Below are 17,368 nucleotides of genomic sequence, written 5' to 3'. Positions count from 1 at the left end.
CCCTTCAACCGCAAGGCTCGGGGGTGTTTGCCGTTCGTAGGTAGCCATCCTACAAACGGCGATTGGAGTTGGGATCTTTCTTACAGACTCTGGCGAAGAAGGATGACTACGGCTGCCAGTAATTCTTCTCCCCACTCAACTTGCGATCCAGAAAACTCGCCGCGCTGATCAGCGCCAGATGCGTCAATGCCTGTGGCGTGTTGCCCAGATGCCGGCCTCGGTTGTCGAACTCTTCCGCGTACAATCCCAGCGGATTGGCGTAGCGCAGCAGTTGCTCGAATTCCAGATGAGCCTTTTCAACTTGCCCGGCGCGGGCCAGGCATTCCACATACCAGAACGAGCACGCGGCAAAAGCGCCTTCAGTGCCGGACAAGCCATCAATACCCGCGTCATCGTTGCGATAGCGATAAACCATGCCGTCACGCACCAGATGTTTCTCGATGGCTTCCAGCGTCGCCAGCCATTTCGGATCCTTGGCGCTGACGAAGCGCACCAGCGGCATCAGCAGCATCGAGCCATCCAGCGCGGTGCCGCCCTGGTATTGCACAAAATGTCCGCGCTCTTCGTTCCAGAAGTTGTCCCAGATGTCGGCATGGATCGCCTGACGGGTCTGGTCCCAGCGGGCGAACGGCGCTGGTAGCGAGCGTTTCGAGGCCAGGCGGATCGCCCGGTCCAGCGCCACCCAGCACATCAGTCGCGAGTGCAGGAAGTGATGTTGCTCACCGCGCATTTCCCAGATGCCCACATCCTTGGTCTGCCAGGTCTCACAGACCTGATCGACCACTTCCATCACGTGTTGCCAGCCTTCGTGGGAAATCGCGTCGCCGTACTTGTTGACCAGATAAACGGCGTCCATCAGTTCGCCGAAGATATCCAGTTGAATCTGGTCGTACGCGCCATTGCCGATCCGTACCGGTTTCGCGCCGCCATGCCCGGACAAATGCGTGAGTTCGGTTTCCGGCAGTTCCTGGCGGCCGTCGATCGCATAGAGGATGTTCAGCTTCATCGACGACTGGCCGCTGCAATCGCTGACCCGCCCGCGCAGCCAGCGCATGTAGGCATTGGCTTCGTCGACAAAGCCCAGGCGCATGAAAGCGTAAACGGTGAACGAGGCGTCGCGGATCCAGGTGTAGCGGTAGTCCCAGTTGCGTTCGCCGCCGGGTGTTTCCGGCAGGCCGAAGGTGGCGGCAGCGAGAATTGCGCCGTGCTGGCGTGAGGTCAGCAACTTCAGAGCGAGGGCCGAGCGGTTGACCATTTCCCGCCAGCGACCGCGATAGTTGGACTGGCCGATCCAGTCGCGCCAGAACTTCAGCGTGCGTTCGATGCACAGCTGCGCGGCGCCTTCGGCAAAGCGCGGATCGTCGCTGGCGCCGAGCATGAACGCCGCCGTTTGATCCTGTTTGAGGGTGAATTGCGCAGCCGCCGCATTGTTATCGACGTTCAGGGTTTGATCCGAGGCCAGGCGCAGCGTCGGCTGCCCGCTGGCGCTGAACAGCACATCCTGTTTATCGATGACGGCGCGGGTCTCAGCGCGGGCGTAGTCATGCCGCACCGCGCAGCGCAGATGAAACGTCGCCTGCCCGCTGACCACCCGCACTCGGCGCATCAACAGCGGCAAGGCATCGTCGTTGTCGCCAATCGGCAGCAGGTCGGTGATTTCCACCACGGCGTGATCGCTGAGCCAGCGGGTTTGCAGGACGTTGGTGTCCGGCAGGTAAATCTGCTCGCGTCGGGCATCGGGCAGATCCGGAGCCAACTGGAAAATCCCCGCGTCGGGGGTATCGAGCAGCGAACAGAAGATCGACGGACTGTCGAACTCCGGCCAGCAGAAAAAATCCACGCTGCCCTTGTCATTGACCAGCGCGGCGCTGCGCATGTCGCCAATGATGCCGTGGGCGTCGATGGGGCTTTGTCGTTCGGATTGATGCTCAGCCATTGCCACGGAACTCCGGATAGAGGCTCATGCCGCCGTCGATGAACAGGGTGGTGCCGACGATGTAGTCGGAGGCATCGGAGGCGAGAAATACCACCGCGTTGGCCACGTCCTCGACATCGCCGATGCGCCCGTAAGGGATGAGTTTGAGCAGGGCTTGGCCCGCATCGCCTTCGGTGGCGTCCTTGTTGATGGCCGTGCGAATCGCCCCCGGCGCGATGCCGTTGATGCGGATGCGCTGGTGGCTGACTTCCTGGGCCAGGGTCTGCATCAACTGATCGACGCCGCCCTTGGACGCTGCGTAGTTAACGTGCCCGGCCCAGGGAATGCGCTGGTGCACCGAGCTCATATGGATGATCTTGCCGGCGGCCCGCGACACGCCTTCGCGCACGCCCTGGCGATTGAAGATCCGCAGCGCGGCGCGGGCGCAGAGGAACTGGCCGGTGAGGTTGACGCCGATCACTGCGTTCCAGTCGGCCAGCGACATATCCACAGCCGCCGCGTCTTTTTGCAGGCCGGAATTGGCCACCAGAATGTCTAGTGTTCCGAAGGCGTCGAGGGTTTGCTGGAACAGTCGCTCAACGTCTTCTTCCTTCGAGACATCGGCGCCGATGGCGATGGCCTGTCCACCGTCGGCGACGATCTGCCGGGCCAGTGCTTCGGCGGGTTCGGCCTGACGGTTGTAGTTAATGACCACGGCAGCACCGGCAGCGGCCAGGGCTTTGGCGGCGCCGTGGCCGATGCCGGAACTGGCGCCGGTGACCAGTGCCACTTGGCGGGCGAGGGAAATCTGCATGCAGGGTCGCGCCTTGGGTTGAGAGCTTATTTAGCTGACTGATGGGCGGCGGCGAGAGTTCATCCGCGTAAATGAAATCATCGACAGGTTTATGCGGCAGCGATTGGCCCTGCGTGCGTTGGGGACTTCACATTCCACCAACAATTGCGCGCTTCCCCGGCCGTCAGGCTTTGTGGCAACTTGGCCGCCCCTGATGAGGCTGCATCCGATGGCAAACCCTTACCGCGAACTGTTCAACGCCCCCGGCGCCCGGGCTTTTGTGATTGCCGCGATGATCGCGCGCATGCCGATTTCCATGACCGGCATCGGCGTGATCACCATGCTTTCGCAATTGACCGGCGGCTATGCGTTGGCGGGTGGGGTGGCGGCGACGTTTGCGTTGGCCACGGCGTTTTGCGCGCCGCAGGTGTCACGACTGGTGGACCGCTTTGGTCAGGGGCGGGTGCTGCCGGTGGCGGCGCTGATCGGCGGGGGCGCGCTGCTGATGTTGCTGCTGTGCACCCGCTTGCAGGCGCCGACCTGGACACTGTTTGTCTGCGCCGCACTGGCCGGTTGCATGCCGAGCATGTCGGCGATGGCGCGGGCGCGCTGGACCGAAATCTATCGCGGCCAGCCGCAGTTGCAGACCGCTTATGCGCTGGAGTCGGTGCTCGACGAAGTCTGCTTTATCGTCGGCCCGCCGCTGTCGGTAGGCTTGTGCGTCGGTGTGTTTCCCGAGGCCGGACCGCTGGCGGCACTGTTGATGCTGGCCATCGGCGTCACGGCATTCGTCGCCCAGCGCAGCACCGAGCCGCCGGTGCATCCGCACGAATCAGAGCATAAAGGCTCGATCATTCGCTCGACCGACGTGCAATGGCTGCTGGCATTGATGCTCGCCATGGGCGTGATTGTCGGCGTGGTGGATGTGGTCAGCGTCGCGTTCGCCCAGCAGCAGGGCCAGCCGGCGGCGGCGAGCATCGTGTTGTCGGTGTACGCCATCGGTTCCTGTCTGGCCGGTATCGCCTTCGGTGCGATGCGCTCGAAGCTGCCGTTGCCGCGGCTGTTTCTCTACGGCGGTCTGGCGACAGCGGTGACCACGCTGCCGTTGCTGCTGGCGACCAACATCTTCGGGTTGGCCGTCGCGGTGTTCATCGCCGGCCTGTTCTTCTCCCCGACCCTGATCGTGGCGATGGCGCTGATCGAGCGCATCGTGCCGCCGGCCAAACTCACCGAAGGCCTGACCTGGCTGGTGACCGGTCTGAGCATCGGCGTGGCCATCGGCGCTGCCGGTTCCGGCGCGCTGGTGGACGCATTCGGTGCGCGCAGCGGCTTCTGGCTGGCGATTGCCGCCGGGGCGGTGGTGCTGGGCTCGGCGGTGCAGAGTTTCCGTCATTTGAAGTGATCGTCACCCGGACTAATTCCCGTCGTGCCTCATCCGTTCTCTTTTACAGATAACCCATTGAGGTAAACGCGGTGACAAAGCTGACACTGCTGTGCCTGCCCTATTCGGGCGCCAGCGCCATGGTCTACAGCCGCTGGCGGCGCCAGCTGCCGTCGTGGATGCAACTGCAACCGGTGGAGTTGCCCGGACGCGGCGCGCGCTACGACGAACCCCTGCAAATCGACATGCGGGCCCTGGCCCGGCAACTGGCGCGCGAGCATAAACCTTCGCTGCAAGCGCCCTATGCGCTGTTCGGGCATAGCCTGGGCGCGCTGCTCGCGTGCGAGCTGGCCCACGCCTTTCGCGATCTTGGAGCCCCCGAGCCGGTGGCGCTGTTCGCCTCCGGCACCGCCGCCCCGAGCATGCGCAGCGGTTACGATCGTGGTTTTTCCGAGCCGCGCAGCGACGAAGAGCTGATCGAACAGCTGCGCACCTTTCAGGGCACCAGCGAAGAAGTACTGGCCAATCAGGAGTTGATGAGCCTGACGCTGCCGGTCCTGCGCGCCGATTTCATGATGTGCGGACGCTTCACGCCGATCGAGCGGCCACTGCTCAATTGCCCGGTGCATGTGCTGGGCGGCAAGGAAGACCGGGCGACCACCGAACAGTTGATCGGCTGGAGCAAAGAGACGCTGGGCAGTTTCTCGGTGGACATGATGACCGGTGGGCACTTCTTCATTCATGAGCATGAAGCCCGGGTCATCCGCACGCTCAAGAATCACCTGGAAGCCCATCACCGGCGCCATGCGCTGTCGGCGGCACCGGCGCTGTAAAGCGCGGTTCACCAATCGAGTGTTTTGAGGAGGCCAGTCATGGCTGTTGCTGAGGGATTTTCCGTCCGTCCGTTGTTGCCGCATCGCGGTCGCCTGCCGCTGCTGGTGGAGGCGAGCGACGCCGATACCGACTTGCTGGCGGTGTTCGACGAATTGAAAGAGCTGGTCGATAAGCATCTGCTGCAAGACGGCGGTTTGCTGTTTCGTGGATTCCGGCTGGAGGGCGCGGAGCGCTTTCGCGAGTTTGCGGCGAGCTTCGGCCATCCGCTGCTGAACTATGAGTTCGGCTCCACGCCACGGACCAACGTGACCCAGGGGGTGTACACCTCCACCGAATACCCGGCGCACCAGAGTATTCCGCTGCATAACGAGCAGGCCTACTCCCGGGACTGGCCGATGAAGATCTGGTTCTACAGCATGATCGCGGCCAGGTCCGGTGGCGAAACGCCGATTGCCGACAGTCGCGAAGTGTATCGCCGGATTCCGGTGGCGATCCGCGAGCGCTTCGTCAGCAAGGGTCTGATGTATGTGCGCAACTTCGGCAACGGCCTGGATGTGGCCTGGGAAGATGTGTTCAACACCGAAGACCAGGCCGAGGTCGAGGCCTACTGCCAGGCCCACGGCATTGTCTGCGAATGGAAGGACGACGGCGAACTGCGTACCCGCCAGACCTGCCAGGCAGTGGCCCGGCATCCGGTCACCGGGGACATGGTCTGGTTCAATCAGGCGCACCTGTTCCACATCTCCAACCTGCAACCGGAGGTGCGCGAGAGCCTGCTGGACATCGTCGATGAAGAGGACCTGCCGCGTAACGTCTACTACGGTGACGGTTCGCCCATCGAGGATGAAGTGTTGAGCCAGATACGTGCGGTGCTCGACGAATGCGCCATCAGCTTCCCGTGGCAGGAGGGGGATGTGCTGATGCTCGACAACATGTTGTCGGCCCATGCCCGCTCGCCGTTCGAAGGCCCGCGCAAGGTGATCGTGGCCATGGCCGAAGGTCACTCCCAGGACGCACTCTGACCCGTCGCAGCAGGTGAGCGGGTGGTTGTCGAAGCCGGTCGAGAGCCGGCTTCGGCGTTTGTGCGCCAGTCCCGGCGACCGTCGGCCGGGGAATGTCCGGCCCCGCTAAATCATGGCGTTTGTCATTCGTTCTTGTTGATACGACCGGGCCTCCTGGTCACGCCGCCGATCAGCAAGGACCCAATGCATGAATGCCGCAGACGCACAGAAACTAGCCCGCCGCTTTATCGAATTGCCTCAGGACAAACGTCGTTTGTTCCTCGCCGGCATGGCCCGTGAAGGGATCAATTTTGCGCAGCTGCCCATGACCGCCTGCATCGGGGCCGCCGAGCGTGACGGCTTGTCCTATGCCCAGCAGCGGATGTGGTTTCTCTGGCAGATGGATCCGCAAAGCGCCGCCTACAACCTGCCAATGGCCGTGCGCCTGAGCGGTGAGTTGCAGCCCGAGGCGCTGGAGCAGGCGTTCAGTCTGCTGGCGGCGCGGCATGAGTGCCTGCGCACCACGTTCGGTCAGGAGGGCGAACAAGCTTTCCAGAAAGTCGCCGAACCGCAGCCCGTCAAGCTGACCCTCACTGACCTGAGCGCGTTGCCCGAGGATCAGCGCTGGCCGCTGGCCCGTCAGCACATGATGGCGGAGGCCACGCAAGCCTTCGATCTGGAAAGCGGGCCGTTGCTGAGCCTGCGTCTGCTGCGGCTGGACGCGCAGGAACACGTGCTGTTGCTGACGCTGCACCACATCATTGCCGACGGCTGGTCGATGAACATTCTCATCGATGAATTCATGCGCACCTACGATGCGCTGGTGGCCGGGCGCGAGCCACAATTGCCGGCGATCACCGTGCATTACCGCGACTATGCGCTGTGGCAACGCAGCTGGCTGGAGGCGGGCGAACGCGAGAGGCAGCTCGACTACTGGCGCGCGCAGCTGGGCGATGAACATCCGGTGCTTGAACTGCCGACTGACCGCGCTTACCCGGCGCAGGCCAGTCACCGCGGCGCGCGTCTGGAAACGGTCATCGACGCCAGCCTGCGCCAGGATCTGAAAAACCTCGCCCAACGTCAGGGCGTGACCCTGTTCGTGGTTCTGCTGGCGGCGTTCAAGACCTTGCTGCATCGCTACAGCGGCCAGACCGACATTCGCGTCGGCGGCCTGATCGCCAACCGTACCCGCAGCGAAACCGAAGGCTTGATCGGCTTCTTCGTCAATACGCAGATCCTGCGCAGCGTGGTCACCGCCAACAGCCGTTTCGCCGATCTGTTACAGAGCCTGCGCCAGTCTGCGGCCGGCGCGCAGTCCCATCAGGATCTGCCGTTCGATGCCTTGATCGAAGCCCTGCAACCGGCCCGCAGTCAGAGCCATAACCCACTGTTTCAGGTGATGTTCAACCACCAGCCGCTGGTGACCGATTTGCAGCAGGCGCAGCTGGCGTCCGGTTTGCGGGTTGGTTACCTGACTGAGGAACAGCTGACCGGCAGCGGCCGGGAGCATGCGGCCACCAGCGATCTGATGCTCGACACCCGTGAAGAGGGCGAGCAACTGTTCGCCGCGTTCACCTACGCCACCGATATTTTCGACGAGTCCACCATCGCCGCGCTGGCCGGGCACTGGCGCAATGTGCTGGTGTCGGTCTGCCGTGACCCGCAGCAGTTGATCGGCAACCTTTCGATGCTGGACGTCGCCGAGCAGCAGGGCTTGATCCAGGCCACTGAGGAGAGCCCGCGACTGGACAGCTTTCAGACCCTGTTCGAAGCGCAAGTGGCGCGTACGCCCGAGGCACCGGCGGTGATTCTGGCGAGCGAGCCGTCACCCTCGATCAGCTATGCCGAACTGAACCGGCGCAGCAATCGCCTGGCCCATCAACTGCGCGCCCGGGGTGTCGGCCCGGACGTGCTGGTCGGCGTGGCACTGGGGCGTTCGCTGGAACTGGCCGTCGCCTTGCTGGCCGTGCTCAAGGCCGGCGGCGCCTATGTGCCGCTGGATCCGCAGACGCCGGGCGAGCGCCTGCGCCATGTGCTCGACGACAGCGGACTGAACCTGTTGCTGACCGACAGGCAGACGCTGGCCGTTCTGCCGGCTCTCGACGGTGTGCAAAGCCTGTGCCTGGACACGCTGCCCGACGATGGCGCCAGCGACAATCTGCCGGTGACGGTCGAGCCGCAAAACCTCGCCTACGTGATCTATACCTCCGGCTCGACCGGTCGGCCCAAGGGCGTGGCGATCAGTCATGCTGCGCTGAGCGAGTTCATCGAGCGCGCCATCGACTACAGCGACCTGCGCGAAGGCGACCGGGTCTTGCAGTTCGCGACCAGCAGCTTCGACGGGTTCGTCGAGCAGTTTTTCCCGCCGCTCTGTCACGGCGCGAGCGTCGTGCTGCGCGACGCGCGTCTGTGGGACAGCGCGACATTGCATCAGGTGATCCTCGAACACGGCATCACCCTGGCCGACTTGCCGGCGGCGTACTGGTACTGGCTGGTGCAGGAATATGCCGCCAATCCTCCAGCGCATTTCGGTGCGCTGCGCCAGATTCACGTGGGCGGCGAGGCGATGGCGGTGGACGGTCTGCGCCTGTGGCAGCAGGCCGGGTTGGGTCATGTGCGCCTGCTCAATACCTACGGGCCGACCGAGGCCACCGTGGTGTCGACGATCCACGACTGCTCGGCGCTGACCGCTGACGCCGTGTCGTGGCGCGGCATTCCGATTGGTCACGGTCTGGCCGCACGTCGCCTGTACGTGCTGGACGATGATTTGAACCTGCTGCCGCAAGGCGCGGTGGGCGAGTTGTACATCGGTGGTCCGGGCCTGGCGCGCGGCTACCACCGACAACCGACCCTGAGCGCCGAGCGTTTCATTGCCGACCCGTTTGCCAGTGGCGAGCGCCTGTACCGCACCGGCGACCGCGCACGTTTACGCGCCGATGGCGCGGTGGAATACGTCGGTCGCGTGGACCATCAAGTGAAGATCCGCGGTTTCCGTATCGAGCTGGGTGAAATCGAATCGCGCCTGCAGCAATGCCCGGGCATCCGCGAGGCCGTGGTGCTGGCCTTGTCGCTGAATGGCAGCCTGCAACTGGTGGCGTATCTGGTGGCCGATCAGGACGTGCTCGACGGGGTCGCCGGTCAGTCGGCGTTCCGTCAGCAGGTCAGGGCTTCGCTGCAGGCCAGGCTGCCGGACTACATGGTGCCGGGCCATCTGCTGCTGTTGGCGGAGTTGCCGCTGACGCCGAGCGGCAAGCTCGATCGCAAGGCCTTGCCGGCGCCGGACATGGACCAATTGCAGGTCGATTACCGCGCCCCGCAATCGGACATCGAACAAGCCCTGGCGCAGATCTGGGCGGATGTGCTGCAAGTGCCGCGCGTCGGTCTGGACGATCACTTCTTTGAGCTGGGCGGCCATTCGCTGCTGGCGGCGCAAGTGATCGGCCGGATCAAGAAACAGCTGAACGTGGTGTTGCCGCTGCGCAACCTGTTCGAAAAGCCGCTGCTCGGTGAACTGGCCCAGGCAGTGGCGCAGTTGGCCGACGGTGCAGCGGATAACGACTGGTCCGACATGGACCTGTTCATGAATGAATTGGAAGGAGAAGAAATATGAGCGGCACCATGGCGGAGCGTATCGCTAAAAGGTTCGTCGGCTTGCCGCTTGAGCAGCGTCGGCTGTTTCTGGCCAAACTGCGCGAGGAGGGCAAGGATTTCAGCCTGCTGCCGCTGCCGGTCAGCCGGCACGACTGCGCGCAGATTCCGCTGTCGTTCGCCCAGCAGCGTTTGCTGTTTCTCTGGCAGCTCGAGCCGCAGAGCGCCGCGTACAACATGGCCGCCGGCCTGCGCCTGAAAGGACGGCTGGACGAAGCGGCGCTGACCCGCTCGTTCGATCACCTGCTGGCGCGCCATGAAGTGCTGCGCACGGTGTTCCGCACCGACGGCGACCAGCCGCATCAAGTGATCCTCGACCCGCAGGGCGTTGCGCTGGAACGCATCGACTTGACCGGTGTTGCCGCGCAAGAACGCGAGCAGGCGCTGGCCGAGCACGGCCAGAAGGTGACGGCGCAGCCGTTCGATCTGCGTCACGGCCCGTTGCTGCGCGCCAGTCTGTTTTGCCTGGCGGACGATGAGTTCGTGCTGGTGGTGAGCATGCACCACATCGTCTCCGACGGCTGGTCGATGGACGTGATGGTCAAGGAATTCGTGCAGTGCTATCAGGCGTTCAGCCTGCAGCGCGAACCGCAGTTGCCGGCGCTGGCCTTGCAATACGCCGACTACGCCATCTGGCAGCGGCGCTGGCTGGAAGCCGGCGAGGGCGAGCGTCAACTCGATTACTGGCGTCAGCAACTGGGTGAGGAACATCCGCTGCTGGAGGTCGCCCCGGACTTCGCCCGGCCGCTGACCCAGAGTTTTGAAGGCCAGACTTTGAGCTTCGATTTTGGCGCGGATCTGTCACGTCAGCTCAACGGGTTCGCCCGTGCTCAAGGCATCAGTCTGTTCATGCTGGTGCTCGCAGGGTTCTCGCTGTTCCTCTCGCGTCAGGCCGGAGAGCGTGACATCCGCGTCGGCGTGCCCAACGCCAACCGCAGTCGCGCCGAGGTCGAAGGGCTGATCGGCTTCTTCGTCAATACCCAGGTGCTGCGCTGCGAGGTGGATGAGCGGGGCAGTTTCGAGGATCTGCTGGCGCGGGTGCGCGAGGCTTCATTTGGCGCCCAGGCCCATCAGGAGCTGCCGTTCGAGCAACTGGTGGACGAACTGGTCGCCGAACGCACGTTGGGGCACAACCCGTTGTTCCAGGCCAAGTTCAACCAGAACGTCGGCATGCAGAAGCAGCGCTCGATGGCGCTGCCGGGCCTGACCGTGGCGGAGTATCCGCTGGACAAGGACGGCACGCACTTCGATCTGGCGCTGGACATCACCGACGACGGCACGTTGATCCACGGGCAGATGACCTACGCCAGCGACCTCTATCGACACGCAACCGTCGAAGGTTTTGTCCCGGCCTTGCTCGGTCTGTTCGGTGCGCTGCTGAAAGCGCCACAGGCGCCACTGCACACCGTGGCGACGGCATTGCCGAGCGCGCTCGCGGCACCGCTTGAACCGGCACTATCGGTGTTGCAGCACTGGGAGCGCGAAGTCGCGCGCCAGCCGCAAGTGCTGGCTGCGCGGGATCTGAACGGCGGCTTGAGCTTTGAGGCGCTGGATCAGGCTGCCAATCGCCTCGCGCATCATCTGCTGGCCCAAGGCGCGGTTGCCGGTCAACCGGTGGCGGTGCTGATGGAGCGCTCGCTCGACTGGCTGACGTGCGTGCTGGCGATCTTCAAGGCTGGCGCGGTGTACATGCCGCTGGACGTCAAGGCCCCGATGGCGCGCTTGCAGCAGATGCTCGGCGCTGCCAAGGCTCGGGCAGTGCTGTGTGCCGAGGGGGATTCGCGGGTTTCGGAACTGGCGGTCGCCGGTTGTCAGGGGCTGGCATTCGATGCGCAGCAATGGCAACAGCAGCCGGCGACGGCCCCGGCCTGTGAGTTGTCGGCGCAGTCGCCGGCCTATGTGATTCACACCTCCGGTTCCACTGGACAACCCAAGGGCGTGCTGGTCAGCCACGGTGCGTTGGCCAGTTACGTGCGCGGTGTGCTGGAGCGTCTCGATCCGGCGCCGGACACCAGCATGGCGCTGGTCTCCACCATCGCGGCGGACCTGGGTTTCACCGTGCTGTTCGGCGCGCTGTGCTCGGGCCGGTTGCTGCATGTATTGCCGGAAGAGCTGGGCTTCGATCCGGATCGCTTCGCCGAGTACATGGCCGGGCACCGGGTGGGCATGCTGAAAATCGTTCCGGGACATCTGGCGGCCTTGTTGCAGGCGTCGCGTGCAGCCGATGTGCTGCCGGAGCAGGCGCTGATTGTCGGCGGCGAAGCGTGTTCGCCGGCGCTGGTGGAGCGTGTGCGTCAGCTCAAGCCGGGTTGCCGGGTCATCAACCACTACGGCCCGAGCGAAACCACCGTCGGTGTACTGGCCCACGAAGTCGGTTCGCTGGAACCGGGGCCTCGCAGTGTGCCGGTCGGCACGCCATTGGCCGGGGCCCATGTGTATGTGCTTGACGATGTACTCAACAGCGTGGCCGATCAGGTTGCGGGCGAGCTGTACATCGGCGGCGACAGTGTTGCCCTCGGTTACCTGGGGCAGCCGGGGCTGACGGCCGAGCGCTTCGTTCCCGATCCGTTCGGGCCGGCCGGTGCGCGGGTCTATCGCAGTGGCGACCGGGTGCGTCGCAATCGCCAGCAGGCGGTGGAGTTCATCGGGCGCGCGGACGATCAGGTCAAGGTGCGCGGGTATCGGGTTGAGCCGGCGGAAGTCGCCCGGGTGCTGCTCGGCCTGGACGGTGTCAGCGAAGCGGCGGTGCTGGCACTGGCGCTGGATGACGACCCGACACGGCTGCAACTGGTGGCCTGGTGCGTGCCAGCGACGGGTGCAGCGCTGAAAGCCGAAGACCTGCGCGAGCAACTGCAAGCCCGTTTGCCGGATTACATGGTGCCGGCGCAGATTGTCCTGCTGGAGCAATTGCCGCTGACCGCCAACGGCAAACTGGACAAGCGCGCCTTGCCGGTGCCAGGTGTGGTGACGCAGCGCTTCGTCGCGCCGGTGGGCGAGATCGAGGAAAAACTCGCGGCGATCTGGGCCGATGTGCTCAAGCTCGAGCGTGTGGGCAGCACCGACAATTTCTTCGAACTGGGCGGGGACTCGATCCTCAGCCTGCAAATCATTGCCCGGGCCAAGCGCCAGGGCATCAAGCTCAGCCCCAAGCAATTGTTCGAAAAGCAGACCGTGGGCCAGTTGGCGGCGGTGGCCAAACTGATCGAAGCCAAACCCGTGGCGGCAGCGCCGCAGAAGGTCGGCGGGCAGCTGGCTTTGCTGCCGATTCAGGCGCGCTTTTTCGAAACACCGATTGCCCGGCGAGAGCACTGGAACCAGTCGGTGATGCTGCAACCGCAGGCGCCGCTTGATGCCAGTCATCTGCAAGCCGCACTGGCGGCACTGATCGAGCAGCATGATGCACTGGCGTTGAACTTCCAGGCGTCGGGCGATGTGTGGCAGGCAACGTTCCAGACGCAACGCGACCCGGAGCTGTTGTGGGTGCGTGATCTGGACAGCCTGGATCAACTGACGGCGCTGGCGGATCTGGCCCAGCGCAGTCTGGATCTGCAACAGGGGCGACTGCTGCGGGCGGTGCTGGCGAATCTGCCGGACGGTGAACAGCGCCTGTTGCTGGTGATCCATCACCTGGTGGTCGATGGCGTGTCCTGGCGCGTCCTGCTGGAAGACTTGCAGCTCGGTTACGCCGCACTGGCATCGGGCACGCCGCTGGTGTTGCCGGGCAAGAGCAGTTCGCTGCAGAGCTGGGCCGAGCGTCTGCACCGTTATGCCCATAGCGAAACACTGGGCCGCGAGCGCGAGTATTGGCTGACGACCCTGAGCGCGGGCGACGTGGAGTTGCCACGGGACTTTGCACAAGACGTGCAGACTCAGGAGCAGGCGCAACGCGTCAGTTCGCGCCTGAGCCAGGCACTGACCCACAAGTTGCTCAAGGTTGCTCCGGCCGCGTATCGCACGCAGATCAACGATCTGCTGCTCACGGCGCTGGCGCGGGTGTTGTGTGACTGGAGCCGACAGCCGTCGGTGCTGATCCAGCTTGAAGGCCATGGTCGCGAAGACCTGTTCGAGGAACTCGATCTGAGTCGTACGGTGGGCTGGTTCAGCAGCCTGTTCCCGGTGCGTCTGACACCGCAGGCAGGGCCGGGCGAATCGTTGTGCGCGATCAAGGAGCAACTGCGCGCCGTGCCGGGCAAAGGCATCGGTTACGGCGTGCTGCGCTACCTGACCGGTGCCGCCGAGCTGCGTTCGCTGGCCCCGCCACGGGTGACCTTCAACTATCTGGGCCAGTTCGACGGCGACTTCAGTGCCGCCGAGGGCGCCCTGTTCGTGCCGTCCGGCGAAAGCACCGAGGCCAATCAGGACGCCACGGCACCGTTGGGCAACTGGTTGAGCATTGACGGTCAGGTGTATGGCGGCGAGCTGGAACTGACCTGGACATTCGGTTCGGGCATGTACCGTACCGACACGGTGCAGGCACTGGCCGAGGCTTATCGCCTGGAGCTGGAACGGCTGATCGAGCACTGCTGCGACAGCGGCGAGGCCGGCGTCACGCCGTCCGATTTCAGTCTGGTGAGCCTGACGCAGGCGCAACTTTCGGCACTGCCGATTCCGGCCCGGGAGATCACCGATCTGTACCCGCTGTCGCCGATGCAGCAAGGCATTCTGTTCCACAGCCTCAACGACCCCGACAGCCCGGCTTACACCAACCAGCTGCGGGTCGACGTGCAACATCTGGAGGCCGAGCGTTTCCGTCAGGCCTGGCAGCAGACCCTCGACGCCCACGACATTCTGCGTACCGCGTTTGTCTGGCCGAGCGACGCCGCTGCAGCGGTGCAAGTGGTTCGCCAGAGCGTGCAAATGCCGTGGAGCGTGCAGGACTGGCGGGGTCGAACCGACCTCGACACTGCGCTGGAACAACTGGCCGGCGATGATCTGGCCAACGGTTTCGAGCTGACGGGCGCGCCGCTGTTGCGGGTTTCGCTGGTGCGTACCGATGATTCGACGCATCACCTGATCTACACCTGCCATCACATCCTGATGGATGGCTGGAGTACCTCGCAGTTGTTCGGTGAAGTGCTGCAGCGTTATGCGGGCCTGACTCCGGTTGCTGCCCAGGGACGTTATCGCGACTACATCGAATGGCTGGGTCAGCGCGATCAGCCGGCGAGCCGGGAGTTCTGGAAGCACGCGCTGGCCGAGCTCGAAGAGCCGACGCGTCTGGCCAGTGCCGTGCCGACGCAGCCGTCCGGCGTCAGCGGTTATGCCGATCACCAGCACGTGTTCAGCGAACAGCTGACGGCGGACCTGAACCGTTTCGCCCGGGAGCAGAAAGTCACCCTCAACACCCTGGTGCAAGCGGCGTGGCTGGTGCTGTTGCAGCGTTACACCGGTCAGGACAGCGTGGCCTTCGGCGCTACGGTGGCCGGACGTCCGACCGATCTGCCCGGCGTTGAGCAGCAGATCGGCCTGTTCATCAACACCTTGCCGGTCGTGGCGGCGCCGTCCGCCGAGATGCCGGTCGAGCGCTGGTTGCAACACGTGCAGGGCCTCAACCTGGCGCTGCGCGAGCATGAGCACACGCCGCTCTACGAGATTCAGCGCTGGGCCGGACTCGGTGCGGGAGCGCTGTTCGACAGCATTCTGGTGTTCGAGAACTACCCGATGGCCGAAGCCCTGCAACAGGGGCCGGATACCGGTCTGGTGTTCTCGGCGATCCGCCGTCAGGAGCAGACCAACTACCCGCTGACGCTGGTGGCGGTCACCGGTCGCGAGCTGAGCCTGGGCGTCAGTTACGATCAGGCCTTGTTCGGTGCTGCGACGATCGTCGGCCTGAGTCGTCAGCTCGAAAGTCTGTTGAGCCAGTTCCTCGGCAACGCCAAGCAACCGTTGGGCACCTTGCAATTGCTCGACGAGCCGCAGCGCAAGCAAGCGATCGACTGGGGCAAGGCCGGCGTCACGGCGACCGATTCGCGCACGGTGCTCGAGTTCATCGAGTCCCGCGTTGCACTGCGACCGGATGCAGCGGCGGTGATCTACGCCGAACAGCAGATCGACTATCGCCACCTCGACCTGCGGGCCAATCGTCTGGCGCACAAACTGCAAGCGCTGGGCGTGGGGCCGGAGGTGCGGGTCGGTGTGTGCATGCGCCGTACCCCGGACATGCTGGTCGCGCTGTTGGCAATTCTCAAGGCCGGTGGCGCCTATGTGCCGCTGGACCCGGATTACCCGCAGGAACGTCTGCTGCACATGCTCGACGACAGCCGCGCCGCGGTATTGCTGACCGAGCCGGCAGCGCAGGCGATGCTGCCTGACGCGTTGAGCGCTCAGGTGGTGCTGGTGGAGGAGGGCGAGCAATCGCTGGCCGGGTATCCGACCACTGCGCCGGTGGCCGGGATCAGCGGGCAAAACCTGGCTTACGTCATTTACACCTCGGGTTCCACCGGCAAGCCCAAGGGTGTGGCCATCAGTCACGCCAACCTCACTGCGCTGATCCAGTGGTCGCAAGGGGTGTACCGCGAGGAGCAACTGCGCGGTGTGCTGGCGTCGACTTCGATCTGCTTCGACCTGTCGGTCTGGGAGATCTTTGTCACCCTGGCCAGCGGTGGCTGCATGGTGCTGGCGGACAACGCGCTGGCCCTGGCGGAGTTGCCGGCCCGAGAGCGGGTCACGCTGATCAACACGGTGCCGTCGGCGATTGCCGCGCTGCAACGGGCCGGGCAGATTCCATCGTCGGTCGCGACCATCAATCTGGCCGGCGAGCCGCTGAAACAGAGCCTGGTAGACACGCTGTACGCGACCCCATCGGTCAGGCAGGTCTACGACCTGTACGGTCCGTCGGAAGACACCACGTATTCGACATTCACCCTGCGCACCGCGCACGGTCAGGCCAACATCGGCCGGCCGCTGGACAACACCGTGGCGTACCTGCTCGACACGCAACTCAATGGCTTGCCGGCCGGTGTGGCGGCCGAGTTGTACCTGGGCGGCGCCGGCGTGACCCGGGGCTATCTGATGCGTCCGGGGCTGACTGCCGAACGCTTCGTGCCCAACCCGTATGCCGGCAACGGCGAGCGGCTTTACCGCACGGGGGATCTGGTGCGCCAGGGCGCGGATGACAACATCGAGTACCTGGGCCGCGCCGACCATCAGGTGAAGATCCGTGGTTTCCGTATCGAGCTGAGCGAGGTCGAAGCGCGCCTGCTGGAGCAGGACGAGGTGCGCGAAGCGGTGGTGCTGGCGCAGGACGGCGCGGCGGGCAAGCACCTGCACGGCTACGTCGTGGCGGCGCAACCGGCGACCGACCCGGCGGCGCTGACCGAGCGCCTGCGCGCCGCATTGGCCAGTCGTTTGCCGGCGCACATGGTGCCGGGGCATCTGCATGTGATCGAGGCGGTGCCGCTGACCCCGAACGGCAAGCTCGACCGCAAGGCGTTGATGGCATTGGGCGAGAGCCCGACGCAGCAGCAGTACGAAGCGCCGCAGACCGACTTGCAATGGGAGGTGGCGACGGTTTGGCAGGAAGTGCTGGAAGTCGAGCGCGTGGGCCTGGCGGACAACTTCTTCCAGCTCGGCGGCCATTCGTTGCTGGCGACGCTGGTGGTGACCCGGATCAAGGAGCGGCTGGGCGACAAGGTGCCGCTCAAGGAGCTGTTCGAAGCCGATACGCTGAAAGCGTTCTGCAACCGGATCGAGGCGCTGCGCGTCGAAATGTCGCCCGTTCAGGATGAATTGGCTAAATCCCTGGAGGCCCTCAAACGTCTATCCCTCGATGATCTGGAAAAACTGATTTCTTGAGA

The 17,368-nt window shown here is 64.5% G+C and carries 7 protein-coding genes; 5 read left to right on the top strand and 2 right to left on the bottom strand.

The genetic code is table 11. From position 1 onward, the window contains the following. Positions 1-106 precede the first annotated feature (106 nt). Both CAF74_RS22985 and CAF74_RS22980 read right to left on the bottom strand, forming a co-directional pair. Positions 107-1,936, bottom strand: coding sequence for a glycoside hydrolase family 15 protein (locus tag CAF74_RS22985; RefSeq protein ID WP_085747872.1), 1,830 nt, complete (start codon positions 1,934-1,936; stop codon positions 107-109). Continuing rightward, positions 1,929-2,729, bottom strand: a complete 801-nt coding sequence (locus CAF74_RS22980; RefSeq protein WP_085667895.1) for a glucose 1-dehydrogenase — start codon at positions 2,727-2,729, stop codon at positions 1,929-1,931. The genes CAF74_RS22985 and CAF74_RS22980 overlap by 8 nt, the downstream gene beginning before the upstream one ends. A gap of 208 nt (positions 2,730-2,937) precedes the next feature. Between CAF74_RS22980 and CAF74_RS22975 the strand changes: the two genes are divergently transcribed. The 5 genes from CAF74_RS22975 (at position 2,938) to CAF74_RS22955 (ending at position 17,366) form a co-directional block, all read left to right on the top strand. Beyond that, positions 2,938-4,110, top strand: a complete 1,173-nt coding sequence (locus CAF74_RS22975; protein WP_085747871.1) for an MFS transporter — start codon at positions 2,938-2,940, stop codon at positions 4,108-4,110. A gap of 71 nt (positions 4,111-4,181) precedes the next feature. Beyond that, the gene (locus tag CAF74_RS22970; protein WP_085747870.1) at positions 4,182-4,922 is read left to right on the top strand and encodes a thioesterase II family protein; all 741 of its coding nucleotides are present in this window, start codon (positions 4,182-4,184) and stop codon (positions 4,920-4,922) included. Between the two features lie 39 nt (positions 4,923-4,961). Then, the gene (locus CAF74_RS22965) at positions 4,962-5,945 is read left to right on the top strand and encodes a TauD/TfdA family dioxygenase (protein WP_085747869.1); all 984 of its coding nucleotides are present in this window, start codon (positions 4,962-4,964) and stop codon (positions 5,943-5,945) included. A 187-nt stretch (positions 5,946-6,132) separates the two neighbouring features. Then, positions 6,133-9,534: a non-ribosomal peptide synthetase gene (locus CAF74_RS22960; RefSeq protein WP_085747868.1), complete on the top strand. Its 3,402-nt coding sequence runs from the start codon at positions 6,133-6,135 to the stop codon at positions 9,532-9,534. Then, positions 9,531-17,366: a non-ribosomal peptide synthetase gene (locus CAF74_RS22955; protein WP_085747867.1), complete on the top strand. Its 7,836-nt coding sequence runs from the start codon at positions 9,531-9,533 to the stop codon at positions 17,364-17,366. Before CAF74_RS22960 ends, CAF74_RS22955 begins: the two co-directional genes overlap by 4 nt. Positions 17,367-17,368: the final 2 nt, after the last annotated feature.

This window comes from Pseudomonas sp. R45(2017), from assembly GCF_002112305.1.
Classification (GTDB): Bacteria; Pseudomonadota; Gammaproteobacteria; order Pseudomonadales; family Pseudomonadaceae; genus Aquipseudomonas; species Aquipseudomonas paraglycinae.
This window is presented reverse-complemented; position numbering and strand designations above follow the sequence as displayed.